The organism is Limnospira platensis NIES-39 (assembly GCF_026000695.1).
In the GTDB taxonomy this organism is placed as follows: Bacteria; Cyanobacteriota; Cyanobacteriia; order Cyanobacteriales; family Microcoleaceae; genus Limnospira; species Limnospira platensis.
Map to the genome: position 1 here is coordinate 5,934,722 of NZ_AP026945.1, position 15,762 is coordinate 5,950,483.

Annotated in this window: 13 protein-coding genes; 12 read left to right on the forward strand and 1 reads right to left on the reverse strand. The window is 41.5% G+C overall.

Annotated features, from left to right (window positions below):
- The first annotated feature begins 115 nt into the window (after positions 1 to 115).
- From N39L_RS29055 to N39L_RS29065, 3 genes are all read left to right on the forward strand, one after another.
- Positions 116 to 787 (forward strand): Npun_F0813 family protein, encoded by a 672-nt coding sequence (locus N39L_RS29055; protein ID WP_006618594.1) that lies wholly within the window; start codon positions 116 to 118, stop codon positions 785 to 787.
- A gap of 145 nt (positions 788 to 932) precedes the next feature.
- On the forward strand, positions 933 to 1,928 hold the full coding sequence (locus N39L_RS29060; protein ID WP_006618593.1) for a hypothetical protein: 996 nt from the start codon (positions 933 to 935) through the stop codon (positions 1,926 to 1,928).
- 178 nt (positions 1,929 to 2,106) lie between these two features.
- Positions 2,107 to 3,000: a helix-turn-helix domain-containing protein gene (locus N39L_RS29065; protein ID WP_014277125.1), complete on the forward strand. Its 894-nt coding sequence runs from the start codon at positions 2,107 to 2,109 to the stop codon at positions 2,998 to 3,000.
- 93 nt (positions 3,001 to 3,093) lie between these two features.
- Here N39L_RS29065 and N39L_RS29070 read toward each other — a convergent pair whose 3' ends face one another.
- A complete protein-coding gene (locus N39L_RS29070; protein ID WP_231852020.1) occupies positions 3,094 to 3,591 on the reverse strand; it encodes a Spy/CpxP family protein refolding chaperone in 498 nt (165 codons plus the stop codon).
- Positions 3,592 to 3,747: 156 nt separating this feature from the next.
- Here N39L_RS29070 and N39L_RS29075 point away from each other — a divergent pair, with 156 nt between their 5' ends.
- The 9 genes from N39L_RS29075 to N39L_RS29115 all read left to right on the forward strand — a co-directional run bounded on the left by N39L_RS29075 (position 3,748) and on the right by N39L_RS29115 (position 15,717).
- The gene (locus N39L_RS29075; RefSeq protein WP_043468673.1) at positions 3,748 to 5,112 is read left to right on the forward strand and encodes a sensor histidine kinase; all 1,365 of its coding nucleotides are present in this window, start codon (positions 3,748 to 3,750) and stop codon (positions 5,110 to 5,112) included.
- Positions 5,090 to 5,737 carry a response regulator gene (locus tag N39L_RS29080; RefSeq protein ID WP_043469132.1) on the forward strand — a complete coding sequence of 216 codons (648 nt, stop codon included), beginning with the start codon at positions 5,090 to 5,092 and terminating at the stop codon, positions 5,735 to 5,737. Before N39L_RS29075 ends, N39L_RS29080 begins: the two co-directional genes overlap by 23 nt.
- A 191-nt stretch (positions 5,738 to 5,928) precedes the next feature.
- Positions 5,929 to 6,111, forward strand: coding sequence for a hypothetical protein (locus tag N39L_RS29085; RefSeq protein ID WP_014277128.1), 183 nt, complete (start codon positions 5,929 to 5,931; stop codon positions 6,109 to 6,111).
- A gap of 62 nt (positions 6,112 to 6,173) precedes the next feature.
- Positions 6,174 to 6,296 carry a hypothetical protein gene (locus tag N39L_RS29090; RefSeq protein WP_286131411.1) on the forward strand — a complete coding sequence of 41 codons (123 nt, stop codon included), beginning with the start codon at positions 6,174 to 6,176 and terminating at the stop codon, positions 6,294 to 6,296.
- A gap of 77 nt (positions 6,297 to 6,373) precedes the next feature.
- Positions 6,374 to 8,542, forward strand: coding sequence for a DUF8727 domain-containing protein (locus N39L_RS29095; RefSeq protein ID WP_006618587.1), 2,169 nt, complete (start codon positions 6,374 to 6,376; stop codon positions 8,540 to 8,542).
- A gap of 6 nt (positions 8,543 to 8,548) precedes the next feature.
- A complete protein-coding gene (locus N39L_RS29100; RefSeq protein ID WP_014277129.1) occupies positions 8,549 to 10,132 on the forward strand; it encodes a DUF2357 domain-containing protein in 1,584 nt (527 codons plus the stop codon).
- Entirely contained in the window at positions 10,125 to 11,678 is a 1,554-nt protein-coding gene (locus tag N39L_RS29105) for a DEAD/DEAH box helicase family protein (protein ID WP_043468676.1), read from the forward strand. Before N39L_RS29100 ends, N39L_RS29105 begins: the two co-directional genes overlap by 8 nt.
- Positions 11,675 to 13,372: a phospholipase D-like domain-containing protein gene (locus tag N39L_RS29110; RefSeq protein WP_006618584.1), complete on the forward strand. Its 1,698-nt coding sequence runs from the start codon at positions 11,675 to 11,677 to the stop codon at positions 13,370 to 13,372. The genes N39L_RS29105 and N39L_RS29110 overlap by 4 nt, the downstream gene beginning before the upstream one ends.
- 5 nt (positions 13,373 to 13,377) lie before the next feature.
- Positions 13,378 to 15,717 carry a hypothetical protein gene (locus N39L_RS29115; protein WP_006618583.1) on the forward strand — a complete coding sequence of 780 codons (2,340 nt, stop codon included), beginning with the start codon at positions 13,378 to 13,380 and terminating at the stop codon, positions 15,715 to 15,717.
- Positions 15,718 to 15,762: the final 45 nt, after the last annotated feature.

The following is a 15,762-nucleotide window of genomic DNA, read 5'->3' on the forward strand; positions in this document are numbered from 1 at the left end:
TATCTGGGATGATTAAGTTTGCCACATTGGAGATTATAGCGCCATGGGTTCAACAAGCACTACAATAACAAACACGGCCGACCTGCAACTCTGCCAAGAGTAGGTACATAGTGTTATGTTTATTCTGAAACGACAGGATGTTGAGATCTCCACGATCCAACACCCCAATCGGGATCAACAGATTCCCATTCTCTATTATCAAGGGCAGACGTTCCGTCTGATGAAGGTTTTCACTGTTCAGCAAGAAAGCGAAGCCAGAGCTTATTGGCGGGACTTGACTGATAACCGGGGTAAAGCCTGCGTACTACTCGAAGAACCAGAACGCTATAGTGTTTGGGGTAAAGTTCGCCTTGAACAACTCGGTAGTGAGGGGGGTGGAGGTACTGATGCTAAGGTATCAGGCCTCATTCGCGCTTCTCTATTGGTCTTACAAGCAGTTTACTTTGATGTTGAGGATTTATTGGGGTCAAGACAAGCTGTAGCCTTTGAAAAGGATCTGCTCAAGATTCTTCAAAAAGGGAAATTTCCCGCCCATGATAACTCAGAGGCGGTCAAAACTCTTTTGACCAAAGACCCCCTGGAAAGTTTACAAATTCCTTCCTGGAATGAAAATAACCTGAAAACATTGCTAGAAGAAGTTTACCGTCTGGGTAAGAGCTACTTCGGAAATACTAGCTTTGCAGAAGGCTTAGATGAAGTTCTACAGGACTTGGCCCAAGAAGATCGGGATTCATTTATCAGTTGGCTGGGTGAATCTACTCTGGGAAATCTCTGGGAGATAAGTTAAGTAATGTTAGGATTTTTTGGTTTTGGTATCTAAATATGGGAGGCTCGAATTGAGATGAGTTTTTGAATGAGTATTCTTGGGCAAATCTATTGCGATCTGGTTTAGTAATGGTTTTCAACTGTAGATTTCTTGTTATTGTATCGCTATGAGTAGCACGTCACAACAAAAATCATCGGTTATATCATCTCTGGTATCTCCGCAAAATCTGCTGATATTTGGCATCACCTGGGTGGTTCTGGCTCTGTTGTTCTTCCTGCTGTTTAGTGTAAGTGCGCCGGGGGAAGAACGACCTTTATGGTATTCCATTGGCACTTATGTCTTTGAATTGGGTGCTTTTCTGATGGCTGCACTGGTTTGCTATAGAAATTGGCGTAGCCCCCAAATGGTCAGCGGACGCAATGTCTGGCTGGGAATTGGTCTAGGATCACTGTTTTATTTTATGGGAGGTTTACTATTTGGTTTATGGGAACTGGTATGGAACCTTGACCCGGTGGTTTCCCTAGGGGATGGGTTCTATGTCCTCAGCTATTTGTTGTTTGGCTGGGGAATGGTTACGGCGGTGACTTCTAAACGCCTAAATCTGGAGGTTTGGCAGTGGGCGACTCTGGCTGGTGTGGCGATCGCTGGTATAACTTTGGCAACCTGGGTAGCTGATCCGTCATTTTTTGGGCTGTTAGGGACTACTGAAGAACCCCCGGGTCAGGAACAGATAGTCACTACCCCTAATGGAGTGGCTATGGTTGATGAAGCCATGGCTGAGGAGGAAGAAGAAAGTACGGCCCCAGATTGGGTGCTGGCAGTTGATGCTCAACTTGAACCTCTGGGATTTTGGCTGAATTTGTTTTACATCTATGGTGATGTGGTGTTGCTGATTCTAGCAACTGCCCTGATTCTGGCTTTTTGGGGAGGGCGCTTTTCTCAGTCCTGGCGTATGATAGCCTTTGCTATCTTCTCGCTGTATGTGGCGGATACTTACTTTAAATGGTCTGATTCTCGGGTCGAAATTGAGTATGAAAGTGGCAACTTGCTAGAAGTGTTTTTTGTCTTTACTGGCATTTTGTTTGTGATCGGTGCGGTCCTAGAATATGACATATCAACTCGTTCTCGCCAAAGCCGACGTAGACGCGCCAGCAGAGGCTAGAATGAAAGTTGATATGTCTAGTTTTGTCGCTGGATTTTTCAGAGAACTTCAAGTTTTGATGTTCCTAATCGTTCAAGAAAATCTGTAGAGAAAATTAGCCAAAGAGGCGATCGCACTTAGGGGGATCCCTTCTAAGCCTGTGGAAATTAACTCCAATGTCCAATTTAGACCAAATCTGATGACATCCTCAAAACTTTCTGACTCCCAAAAACAGGAAATCGTTAGGCTCTATCAAGATGTACCCGAGGAAACAACGATCGCCCTAGCGGAAAAGTTCGGGGTGAGTAGTTCTACGGTAAGACGTATTCTACAAAGTGCCGTCCCACGGGATGTTTATGATGTTCTAACTCATCAGAAGCAACGGTTACGAAATCAGAGAAAACCCCAACTCAAGGACAGCAGATCCGAATTGAATGATGGGGAGTCTCAAGCATTTAAGTCCTCAGATTCTAAGTTAGATTCTGATGCTACCAACGGAGTCCGCCTGCGGAAAAGCTCATCGGTATTAGAACCTGAGAGAGAAGCAGCAGAAACAACCCAAGAGTCAAATTCTGTGGAAACGATCCCTGGACCATTGCTGAAACAGCCAAATCTGACAACATCAAATGATGAGATGGGGGAGTTAATCACACCGGAGTTGTTTTCGGGGGAAGAATTTAGCGATTTTGATGATGATGATGAGGATGAGGAGGATGAGGATGAGGATTATGGGGACAATGATCAGGATTTGTTCGATCGCCCCCTTACCCCTGATGCTAACAGCTTAGTCCAAATTCTGCCCCTGACTGAGGCTGAGTTACCTAAGATTTGCTATTTGGTGATTGATCGGGCTTCGGAACTGATTGTTAAGCCTTTGAAGGCTTTTGCGGAGTTGGGGCGTATCCCGTCGGAAGAAATTCTGGAAAAAACTCTGCCTGTTTTTGATAATCATCGGGTGGCTAGTCGGTTTTCGGCACGCAATCAGCGGGTTTTTAAGGTTCCTGATGGCAGGTTACTACAAAAAACAGCCCCCCATTTACAAGCGAAGGGAATCACTAGGTTGTTGATTGACGGTCAGGTTTATCACTTTTGAGTTGGGTTAATTGAGGGAACAGGAAACAGCTTTGACAAGCCCGGTTTCCTGTTCCTATTGGTGAGCAGTTAGTTGATTGGCTTGATGGCTATTCTAACGACCACTACCAGGAAGAGCACGACCCGGACCACGACCCGGACCACCGCCAGTGCCAAGACCGCCAGGACCACCAGGACCACGACCCGGACGTTCCCCCATTCTTTCCTGGAGTTGCGATCGCTGTTCTGGGGTGAGAACTTCCCGCATTTCTAACATGGTATCGAACCGCTGGTCACTCAAGGCGCGACTCAACTCTTGGATTCTTTGACGCTGTTGGCGCAATTGTTCGGGACTGGCGTTGCTTTGTTGTAGCGATCGCATTTGTTCCCGACTGGCTTGGAGTTCCTGCCGTTGACGTTCTGAGGAAGTGGCGGCGCGATCGCGAATTGCTTGCATCTGTTCCTGTTGTTGGGGAGTCAGGCTGAGACTATCAAAGCATTGACCTTTACGGGGACCAGCAAAGGCGACGCTGGCAGTTATGGGGACAATTAAGGCGGTGGCAGCCATTATCGACAATAAACGTTGCATATTCATATCTATATCCTGGAACATCTTTGAGATTATCAACTCGGTTTGAGCTTTAACCCCATTGTAGGTAGATACAACCGGCGATCGCCTCGATCAGAATACCCAATTATGATAGGTCAAAGGTAACGGTTGCTGATAGTCCTAAAGTACCAAAAGAGATACCTGGGGGGTTGGCTGCGCGTGAAAAATATATTTGGTCGTTCGAGTTTTCCAGTACCCTTGCTGCTGTATTTGGAGTGGGTGCTGTTGGCGATCGCCCTGTTAACGGCTTTTAGCCCCCTGCCATATACTCAGAGTCCTGGAGGGGAGGGCTACAGAGTTCACCGTCAAATCCACAGACCAGACAGACCAGAGGCTGTAACAGATCATCGACCGGAGCGATCGCCATACCCTGATCGCCCCCAGAACCGCCATAGACGACACTACCGTAGTCGTCGGTTTCCCTTGGGGATTTTGGTTAGTATTGGCAGTTTGGGTGTAATGGGCTTGAGATTACCTGAGCGATCGGGCAGACCTGCGATCCGGTGGGTATATATCGCCTGTGGGTTTACGTTTAGTTGGTTGGCGGTGGTATTTGGGGGGCGGGGGGTGAGTTTTTTCTCCGCCCTGTTGCTGGTGGTGGTTATTCGCGCCTGTCTGTTATTTTCCTGGCGCGATCGCATTGCGGTGGCTATTTTTGCTTATGGCTTATTTCTGCTGTGGGTATTTCTGCGCCTGAGACCTCTGGCTGATAATTGGGCTGACCCAATTCAGGGGCTAGTATTGACTCTGACTTTTAATTCTAGTGTTTTATTTGGGTTAGTATTGCTGTTTATTTTATTATTAGTGGGAGCGCTATTATCAGAGCAAGAAAGTCGCCAGAAATTGGCGGAAGCTAATCAAAAGTTAAGGGAATATGCGATGTTGATTGAGGATCGAGCAATTAATCAAGAACGTAATCGCATCGCCCGGGAAATTCATGATTCTGTAGGTCACAATTTGACTGCCCAAAGTATTCAATTGGAAAATGTGGCTTTATTTTTAGCTGAGGATAAACAACGGGCTGCCCGACATCTCCAACAAGCTAGGGAGTTGGGGAAGGAAGCCTTAAAAGAGGTGCGGGCATCGGTGAGGGCTTGGCGATCGCATCCTCTAAAACAGTCTTTTGGGCAGGCTCTATCACAGCTAATTTCTGAGTTTGAGGCGACCACATCAGTCCCGGTAGCATCTCATTTACAAATCGGGGATACATTACCCCTTGATATTTCTATCGTTTTATATAGGGTAATTCAGGAAGCCTTTACGAATATTTCTAAGCACGCCAAAGCCAAAAAAGTGCAGCTAATTATCTCAGAAAATAACCGAGAATTTTATTTAAAAATTGAGGATGATGGCTGTGGCTTTAATCCTGGGCAAAATACGACGGGATTTGGTTTGCAAGGTATGGGGGAAAGGGTGATGGCTGTGGGGGGAAATTTCAGCTTAAATAGTTCTCCCGGTGAAGGGTGTAAAATTGAAGTGAAAATCGGGAAAAATCAGGATGATGATTCGAGTTCTATTGGTTGATGATCAGGGGATTATTCGGGAAGGGTTACGGAGTTTATTAGAAGCAAAACCAGACTTGGAAATAGTGGGAGAGGCTGAGAATGGGAAAGTGGCGGTGGAATTAGCGTTAAAATTAAAGCCGGATGTGGTGTTAATGGATGTGCGAATGCCAATTATGGATGGGGTGGCGGCGATGCGATCGCTTGCTGAACAACAGCCGGAAATTAAGGTTTTGGTATTGACAACTTTTGATGATGATGAATATATCACCCAAGCTATGGAATCTGGCGCGAAGGGATACCTATTAAAGGATACCCCTTCTGATGAACTAGCCCAAGCTATTCGGGCAGTTTATCAAGGATATACACAGTTAGGACCGGGTTTATTTGAGAAGGTGATGGCTGCTAAATATAAACCTTCTAGGGATGAACCTTTACCAGGGTATTTACAAGATTTAACTCCTAGGGAATTGGAGGTTTTACGGTTAATTGGTAAGGGTTACAGTAACCGAGAAATTGCCCAGGAGTTATTTATTAGCGAGAGAACTGTTAAAAATCATGTTTCTAGTATTTTAAGCCGCCTGAATTTACGCGATCGCACTCAGGTGGCTTTGCTGGCTAATAAATACCCAATTCTGGGTGGATGATCAACCTCCCGCATAATTGGCTCTGAGATACCATCAATCGCCGTGCTAGGCTTCCTGGTCAGAAACAGAAATTCCCGGATATCATCTCAACTAATAAGTGGTTTTCTGCTTCGGGAAAACGACTGCATCAAAATCCCGAAGAATGCGAGGACTTAATTAAAAATGGCATTGAGGCTCTGATAGATTTATATTTGCTGGCTGCTGGTGATGAGTTACTATTTGCATCGCGCTCATCTTTTGGTTTATTGGCGAGTCTGTTAATGGATAAACCCCAGGCTATTCGCCATGATATTGATACCCAAAAACCACTAGTTAAACGAGTTCAACTCAAGCTGAAAAATCTAGCTAAGAAGCTGAATATTGGGGGGGGATGAATACACCCGCGAAAATCGGCGATCGCCAATTATAGAAGTCAGTGGCTGATGGGGGAGAGCTTATGAACACTATTATAATGGGGGTGTCAGGTTTAAGTGTTGGTGAAATTCCCCAGAAGAGATTAGAGATTTTCTGGACTTCTACCCTAGACTGTAATGGGGGATGTTTACAAAAATTTACATAACTTGTGCCTGAATTTGCGTAATTTTTCTATGCTGCGCCGATAGGATAGTATAAATCAAAGAATTAAGGGTATCTGGGATGATCAAAAATTTGGCGATCGTCGGTGGTTCTTGTCTGGTGGGAGGTGCGGCTGTATTCTTTATTTCCCCCTCCCGAGACGCTTGGAGTACCATATTCGGAAGTACATTGGGGGGATTAGGGGGTGCAACATTTGCCATTCAAAGCATCAAAAAATCTAGCGAAGAAGTCATCAAAACTCAACAACAAATCCAGGATTTAAAACAAGAACATCAACAGCTATTATCAAAAGTTAAAGAAATTACAGATAGACACAATAAATTGACCCAAAAATTGAGCCAAACCGAAGGTCAGCTAACTAATAAAAGGCATGATTTAAATGATGTGCAAAACAGAGTTAAGGAAATTGAACAGCAAGAACAGGATTTAAAGGTTCGCCTAGAGAGACTCAGAATCAGTAATCCCCAATTAGAGACGTTAGAAAAAATTGCAGCTAAAATCGGAGAACTGAGCCAAAATAAAAGTGGATTAGAAGGTGAAGTGACGGCTCTTAATTCCCAGTTACAAGAGTTAGCGAATCAACGAAATTCCCTCGCCCAAATTGAAGTGCAATATCACGCTAAAACGGCTCAATTAAGGGAACTCACAGAGCAAATTAAAGCTAGGACGGAGGCACTGCAAACCCTTCAGACTCGACAAGCTGAATTGGAAGTTATCAGGGCGAGTTATGATGCTTTATCTGCTGAACAGCAACACTTGCAAACCAGAATCGAGCAGCTACGTCCAGAAATTCAGAGGTTGGAAGGTGAAAAGCAACGAATTTTACAGGTGATTCAGCAACACCAACAAGATTATCAACAAATTGAAAATTTCCGAAGGCAAATCAGAAATCTGAATTCTGAGATTCGCAGGAAAATTCTGGATTTACAAGATATAGATCATAACATAAATACTGCTAATATAAACCTCAATAGCTTGCGAGTTCAAAATGCTCAGTTACAAGAGGAAAAACAGAGATATAAAGAAGAAATTGATGGTTTGAAAGGAGAATTAGCAAATCTCAGTAATAGCACGGAAGTGGCGATGCAAGCGCTCAAGGATAAGTTGTGGAATCATTTGCCGACAAAACGATTTAATATCGGCAATAGCGTAAATGTAGAACAGCAATTTTTACAAAGTTTTACAGAATTCCTGAACTTACAAGGCTTGACATTTCCTCGGCGGGTAGTCAATGCTTTTCACACTTCTTTAAAAGTGCAGGATATCTCGGCTTTAGTGGTTTTAGCGGGGATTAGTGGGACTGGAAAAAGTGAACTTCCCCAACGGTACGCCAATTTTATTGGGGCACAGTGTTTGACTTTGGCGGTGCAACCCCGTTGGGATTCTCCGCAAGATTTGCAAGGGTTCTATAATTACATTGAAAAGAAATTTAAACCGACGGATTTGATGCGAGGTTTGTATCAATACAATCATGATAATCAGATGCAAAATCGAATCGTTATCGTGTTGCTAGATGAGATGAATTTGGCGCGGGTTGAATATTATTTTAGTGATTTTCTGTCTAAGTTAGAAAGCCGTCGTTCCGGGGACACTTATTTAGAAATTGATTTGGGAAGTTTGCCGCTGAGGGAGGAAGAACGTCGCCTTAGAATTCCAGAAGAGTTTTTATTTGTGGGGACAATGAATGAGGATGAAACTACCCAAACTTTATCGGATAAGGTGCTAGATAGAGCGAATGTTTTAACTTTTGGTAAGCCAGAAAATTTGAGGCTGCGGGAAGACAGTAACAACAGTAATCAAGTTAATAAATCTTCAGGCTATTTGGATTATGAAAAGTTTAAGGCTTGGAGGAGAAGACCACAAGTTAATTCTCCTGTGGTTCGCAAAGTTAAAGAATATTTGGATCAAGCCAATAATGTGATGGAGAAAATCGGACATCCTTTTGCTCATCGCGTTTATCAAGCTATCACTCAATATGTGGTTAATTATCCGGGAGTTTCAGAGGTTAACTCGGCTGAGTTTCGCTATGCTTTGGCTGACCAATTTGGACAGAAGTTATTGCCGAAATTGCGGGGATTGATGATTGATGATTATCACGAAGAACTGGAAGAGATGAAACAATTAATTGAGCAATTGGGGGATGAACCTTTGACTAGGGCTTTTGAAAGGTCTAGGAATAGTTCGACGGGTCAATTTGAGTGGAAAGGTTTGATTTATCCGGAGGAGTAGAGAACAATGCAAATTTATCCGAGTTTATTCGCATATCTGAATGGCGCTAATCCTGTGCCTAATCATCGGGTTTTACGGGTGTGCGATCGCCCTATTATTAGGGTAGATAAAGCCGAAAATTTGACCGGTAAGGAAGCGATCGCTCTCGGTGGGGGATTGTATGAAATTGCTTTTCCTTATTTGGAAATCTCTGACCTGGAACATCACGATAATAGATTGCTATACGAGTTGACTTTGGCTCCGACTTCGGTGATAATTAAGGTGGCTGATGAGGTGTGCGATCGCGATAATTGTGAGGACGAAAATCAAGGGAAAATCTGGGAGGAAAAATTAGGCGATCGTTTTGATGATACGGTCTCCAGATGCTTACCAGTTTTGACGGGTTTGTGGGAAAACTTGGTGGCGGAAAAATTGGGAAACCAAGCCAGAGTTCGCCTCCTAAATTTACCCTACCAAGATGCTAAAATTCAAGATGCACAAAAACCTTTAATTATCACGTTGCAAAATCGCTATGAATTAAACCAAAAGCTACAAGTCATTACTCCCAAAATGCGGCAACAACTGCGACGGAGAGCGGAATTAACCCCCATCGGACGCATTCAAGAAATGGACGCTTATTGTTTGCGAGACTATACCCGCCGTCCTGGCAAAAACGCGGCGGAAAAAGGAGGTTCCCGTCAACAGTTAATGGCGATTAGACGCTATCAGGATTATAACACACCTGAGAACAGATTGCTGATTTATTTTGTGGGCAAAATCTTATATTTCGAGTCAATTCGCCTGGGTTCGGAATACGCCACAGATAACCACAGTTTTAGCAAATCAATTAAAGTCTTTAGAAGTCAAACTCACGTCCGGCAAATTCTCAGAAACTTGAGACATTTTCAACTGCTAAAACCTAATTACGTTTTGCTTCAACATCCGATTTATAATAGCTTCTATCGCGCCTATTTGGATTATCTAGCGAAAAGAAAGGAAAAGCAAAAAATATGGGGTTTTCGGAATCAGTTATTCGCTGACGTTATCGGTATCTGTTTGTTGATGGCATTGACCAAATTAGCAAATTTTTATGTAGACCCTACGGCTGAGTTATGGCGGCAAACGGTTCCCGAAAAAGGACGTTATTTCAGCCACCAAAATGAAAGCAATCTAAAAATTCAAGTTTTCTTAAAAGACAAAGTTTATAATTTTAGGGTGGAAAAACCGGATGATATTAGGTGGGGAGATTGGCTGTTAAACCTAGAAATTCATGATTTGACCTCAGCCAGTTTGACTACTCGGACAATTAAAATCCCCATTTGGGTGTTTTGGTATCGTCCCAGTAATGAGGTGATTTTGAAAGGTATAGAATATCTGACAAAACAACAACAACAGCAACCAGAGATTAAAACCGGACTGATTTTTTACTTGCAGGTTTCTCCCCATGAATTTTTGTCGGAGATACCCAATTCATGGAATTTTGATAACCTCAGAAAAGTTTGGTTGATGGCAACTCCTAACTTTCTCGCGGAGGACGGTTTGACGCAGACGGTTAATATGATATCTGGCTTTATTCAAGGTTTAATTAATAAATTAACGGATTATGAATGAACAACAGTTTTGGTCGCATTTAGATACATTACTAAATTCTAAACAGGTATCGCCGTCAACAATACAGGCGATACGGAAACGGTTATTGCTGCTGCATCAACAACTAACATTACCCCTAAAGTTAATTGTAGAAACAGTTTGTGGTGGTGGGGTTTATTTGACAGAAAGAAATAGCTTAAATTTTCCGAGCATTACTCCGGTATATTCCCTGAGTGGTCATCAGGAAATTGCCTTAGAAATGGGTCTTTCAAATAGTGCGATCGCCTTAATTTCTGGCCCTCCCGCTACTGGAAAAACCCGCATTGCGGCTAGTTTAGCTGCTGCTGCCATTAACCACGAAAAGCGTATTTTAATCCTCAGTTATTATCCCACTGTTCTCGATGGTTATGAACAATTACCCGGCTATCCATTGCGGCTGAATCAATCTGTAAGTCATCAAAACTCAATCGCTGAACAACTGCGAAATCATCACTTATATCAGCCAAAAATGGACTATTTACCGGCTTACTATCTGCCAGATGTGGAATTGGCAAAACTGCGAACTCCGGCAAAACTGGAAACCTGGTTACCGCGAATCGAAAATAAATCTCACGCGGAAATTTCCCAGCTTCTCCAAGGGGAATTTCCCCATTTAACCCCAGCTAGGCGGGATATCCTCGCCATTCAACTGCAACGGCTGACTCCCTTACTCAAACAACAACTGAGCCTCAGTCAACTGTTCGGAAGTCTCCCAGAAACGGAAATCGGAAAATTAGCGCAACAGTTAGCAAATACTCCCCAAATTCCCATCTTGGCAACGGCTAGAGAGTTTTTTGATGTGGCAAATCAATCCCTATGGCAAACCAAATTTGACTTGGTAATTGTGGAAGAATCCCAATATTTAAGCTGGGATGAATTGATTTTATTAGCAGGTTTAACTCAGAAATTAGTCTTATTCGGCGATGTTCGCGATATTTATATAGGTCAACGCCATGCCAAAACCTTAACCCGCGTTGATGGGTTTTCGTTTCTCTCTCACTATTTACTCCCAGCTTATTCCTATAAACTAACTCAACAGTTTCGCTTGCATCCAGAAATTGCGGTTCCTGTTTATTCGCTAATTTCTAAGGACTGGATTCAAACTCACACGGAACCTATATACTATAATTTACCGTCCTTAAATCATCGCTTGGTTTGGCAAGATGTTCCCCCAAAAACCGAAATTCACAACATCTCAAACTGGTTAAAAAATTTACCTAAAAATCGAGAAGATATCGGCATCATTGCCACGTCGGAAAGAGAACGAGAAGGGTTAATGCAGGAATATCCGCAATATTTTATCGACACGATTGATAATTGGAGGGGTAAAGAGAAAAAAATTGTGGTTTTTTGCTGTAGCGGAGACCCTAAAAATTTGACGTGGGAACAAACAAAAATTGTCTTAACTCGCGCTAAAGATTATTTAATTATGGTGGGAGACTTTGACCAATGGCGACCTAATTCGCCGTTGCAAAAATTAGAAGTTGCTCGATTAGAAAGCACAGAAAGGACGGTAATTTTATCATGAAAGTTGAATGTAAATTTAAAGGAATATTTTATCGGGAATCTCCCACACGGTTGGGGACTAGCATCTCTCTGGCGGAATTGTTGCGGGAGGTTGAAGCTGTTGCTACTCAAACCCAGAGGCGGACTCCTAGGCTTTTGCGAGAATCTTTTGGTTTGGATTTTCTGCCTAATTCGGTATTAATTGAATTATTAAAACAGTTCCATCAAGTGACAGATGAAAATGAATTATATCAATTTTCGGGGTTGCAAATTTTAAATCCCCAAGTTTCCCGGAATCTTCCCCCTCCCCAATTTTACGAGTATAGATTTGTCAGTTACGGGGAAGAAGCACAATTTTCGCTGCAACCGGACGATCGCCAAATTCCCATTTTTCCCTATCAAGAGTCCCAACAGGAGGGAATTTATACTTTAATTTTAAATAGCGATCGCCATCCAAATTTATCTCCCCAACTGTCTGAGAATATCTGGAAAGAGGCGGTCAGGACTTGGAAAAACTTAGAAGATTCCGCCAAAATCGATTATTTTTTGACCTCCATATCCGACACAGCGAGGGTCACTTTTTCGCCTCAATTATTGCTGATGGTTGAATTGGCGGAACTTTCCCCCTCTCTACAGCAAGCCATTCAATTTCTGCAAAAACGGGAAGATCAACCACCGGAAGATATCGCCAATTTGGTCGAACAATATAGATGCGATCGACAAATTCAAATCAGTCATTTTCCCGATCATCTGCAACCCAAATCCAGTTTTACACTCGCCAAAAAGTTTATTATTAAAAGAAAATATAAAAATTATATTACCCAAATTATTGATAAATCAGAAGACTTTTTGCTAATATCGAGCTATATCATTGAGGCGGAAGATGTCGTCGAAATGATTTGTAAAAAGTCCGAGCAACTCTCTCAAGGGGTGTGGATTATCACCGATTTAAGAGACGAAGTAATTGATAGAATTGACAGTCAAGTGGAGTCCAGACAACAATTACCTATCAGTTACCAAAACTCCGACCAAAACAAGGTAAGGTGTCTGCGGAGATTGTTGGAAATTAATAGTAATAAGCTAAAAATTAGAAGCGGAAAATTTCACTTAAAAACCTGCATTTCTGAACAATATGGTTATCTGGGTTCCTGCAATTTGACCCCCGGAAGTTTAAACCGAAACTTAGAATCAGGGATGATTTGGAGAAATACTCCCTTACATTCCCAACTGATTCAAACATTCGGTCACTTTTGGGATAACCACACCCAAGATGATCTCATCGGTTCTGGTAATGTGTTGACCTTGCGTTGCATTCCCCGTCCCTCTCAACCCCAAATTATTTCTAATTCTCAGCTTTTAAATCCCCGCCAATACTATCAAGATTTACTCAACGAACTCGGCGAGTTTCGGGGAAATATCGTTATTATCAGCCGCAGCTTTCGACCTACGCCAGAATTAAGAGAACTTTTAAAGTTATCAAAAACGCAAGTTTATATTGATAGCCAAATGAATAGCCAAGATGCTGATTTTAAAATCAAAAGTATCAATTATTGCCATGCTAAAATAACCCTGCTTCAAGGCAAACTCGCCTACGTCGGCGGCATCAATTTTAACTTTTCTCGCCGCAGCTTCGATTTGCATGATTTAATGTATAAAACGACGGACTTACAAGAGATTAAGGAAATCCTTAATTCTTTAACCAATCAGGAAAATTAATTATCATGACAACGCGATTATTTAATTTGGAATCTTACGTTAACTGCTGTCAATATGCCAACCAATTTAACAAATCCATAGACCGCTTAACTCCCTCCCCTGGAGATTTACCGAGAGGCTATAAAAACTTGATTAAAGATTTCGGAGATTATCGATATTTGAATCAACCCATTTTTACCGGCCATTATCCGTCAAAGTTGGCGGTTAACCCCACAGAAACGACTTACATGGGAACCCAGTTATCCACTGGGGAGACTCCGCGACTGTTCATTATTCCCGATACTATCGACTTATTAACTCTGAGTACGAGTAATTTTTTGGCATCCCAAGAAGCCTATTTATATAGTAGTGCTTATCATTACTGGAATAATTATTCTATTTTGCAAAACAGCCAAATAACTCGACCTCTGTTATTCTTGAATTTAGATAACTGGGTTGGTCGGGAAATGATTACGATTGAAATTCAAAATAATATCCCGATTTTGAAGCATCAAACTCCGATTAAACATCAATTTAATTTGAATACCCTCGACACTTATCAGTTAATTTGTAAAGATTTGGCATCGGAAATTTTAGCAACTTATTTTCCGAAATTAGCGAATACATCACAGACCCTTGAACATCTGGCTAATTACTTGCAAAAAGTTGCATTCTTTCAGCAACCTATAATCAATCAAGAAAATATCACCTTTGTCAGTGAAATCTGGCATAAAAGTAGGATTTTTTATAAAAAGGTGACGGTATCTCGCCAGAAAATTAGAGAAATTATTTTAAACAGAGTCAATTTAAATAAAATTAAAAACCTAATCCAAAGTTATCCCCAATATCAGTTTGTTTTAGTCTCTCAGTATCATTCATTAATCAAATCTCAAGTCAGATATTCCCTTCCCGGAGTGATTTGTATTTCTAGTCAGCTTGGAGAATTTGACCGCATTTGGCAATACAAGCAGAATCATGGATCAAGATTCCATCTGTTTGGAATTTACCTGGATAAAATCGAGTTTAAGATTGGTATTGAGGGTCAAGAGAGGTGGATTCAACTGACAGAAGGCGATATTATTTCCTATGAAGGGGAATCTCGCGAGTTGATTGGCAAAATCCCGGAACTTGATAATAAGGATACTTTTAGAATCCCCCAAGATAACTTAAATCCGACTCTGCCAATTCGGGTTAATGGCGCAGATTTTTGTAAAGACGACACTCCCCAAGATTATAGCATTTCTGTGGTGGAAAATGAAGTAACGGAAGATGTAGAGGTGAGGATAAAATTTACCCTCAAACCGGGTTCATCTCCCCTGCTAGAAGTGGAAGATATTAAGAATAAGTATCACATCAAAGCGGAGTTAACTAATCGAATCGTTACGGTCAAATACTATGGTTATATTCCCTATCTGAAGTTGAGTCAAACCCGTGCGGAAAAGTCGCAACAGCAAGTAGAGTTATTTAGATATAATGGCGATCGCTATCAAACTTTACAAAACTATTTACAAGAAGTTATCGCTAAATTAGACAGGATTTTCCAGAAGAACAGCCCAGTAAAACGCCGACAATACCAAGAATTTAACAACTTCCTATCTAAAATGACGACTATTTTGCCGAAAAACATTTATAATCTTGATGTTCTTCAATATATTAATCCCGAAGAATTGACAGAATTAACACAAATTCTCGAAGATGATCGATGGCATCAAATCACTAAGATTATAAATATTTACCCTAGTAATAATATTGATAAAACAAATTGTGTTAAAAGTTCTTTGATATGGGTGGGAAAGCTGTATAAATTTTCTCCCTATATTTTGTCAGATTTTTATTTTAATCAATCCCAAGAATCGCAAATTTTAGACGATACAAAAATTAACTATGAATATTTCCTTTATTTGGCGAGAACTGCTATAAATGAATCCAGACAACAACAATATTTTAATTTATGCAATAATTCGGAACGATTCACTAATGAAGGATATATGTGGGGTTATGGTCGAATTTTACTATGGTATTTTAATTTCCAAGATGCTGGTAATATCTTAAATTATCGAAATCATTTTCGGCAAATTTTAGAGTATTTACGGCAACAAAACCCCACTTCCTTGAATAATCAGTATAAGCAAAATGTGTTTTTATCTCTCTCTTATTTGTTGGGGTTTAGGGAATTTGATGCTGGTTTTTGTCAACCCAATTCCCAAGAATATTATTTAGCTAAAGAAGTGATTAATAGGTTTGCTGATGACCGGATCATGTTAAATCAGGTTAGCAAAGAAAAGTCGCTGAATCAACTTTTTGAAGAGTTGATAGAAGGTAAATCGACGGAAACAGATTGTGATAATTTGGTGCAAGGTAGTTAAAAACAACATGGCATTTTTTAAGCCAGTAGGGTGCGTCAGATTGAG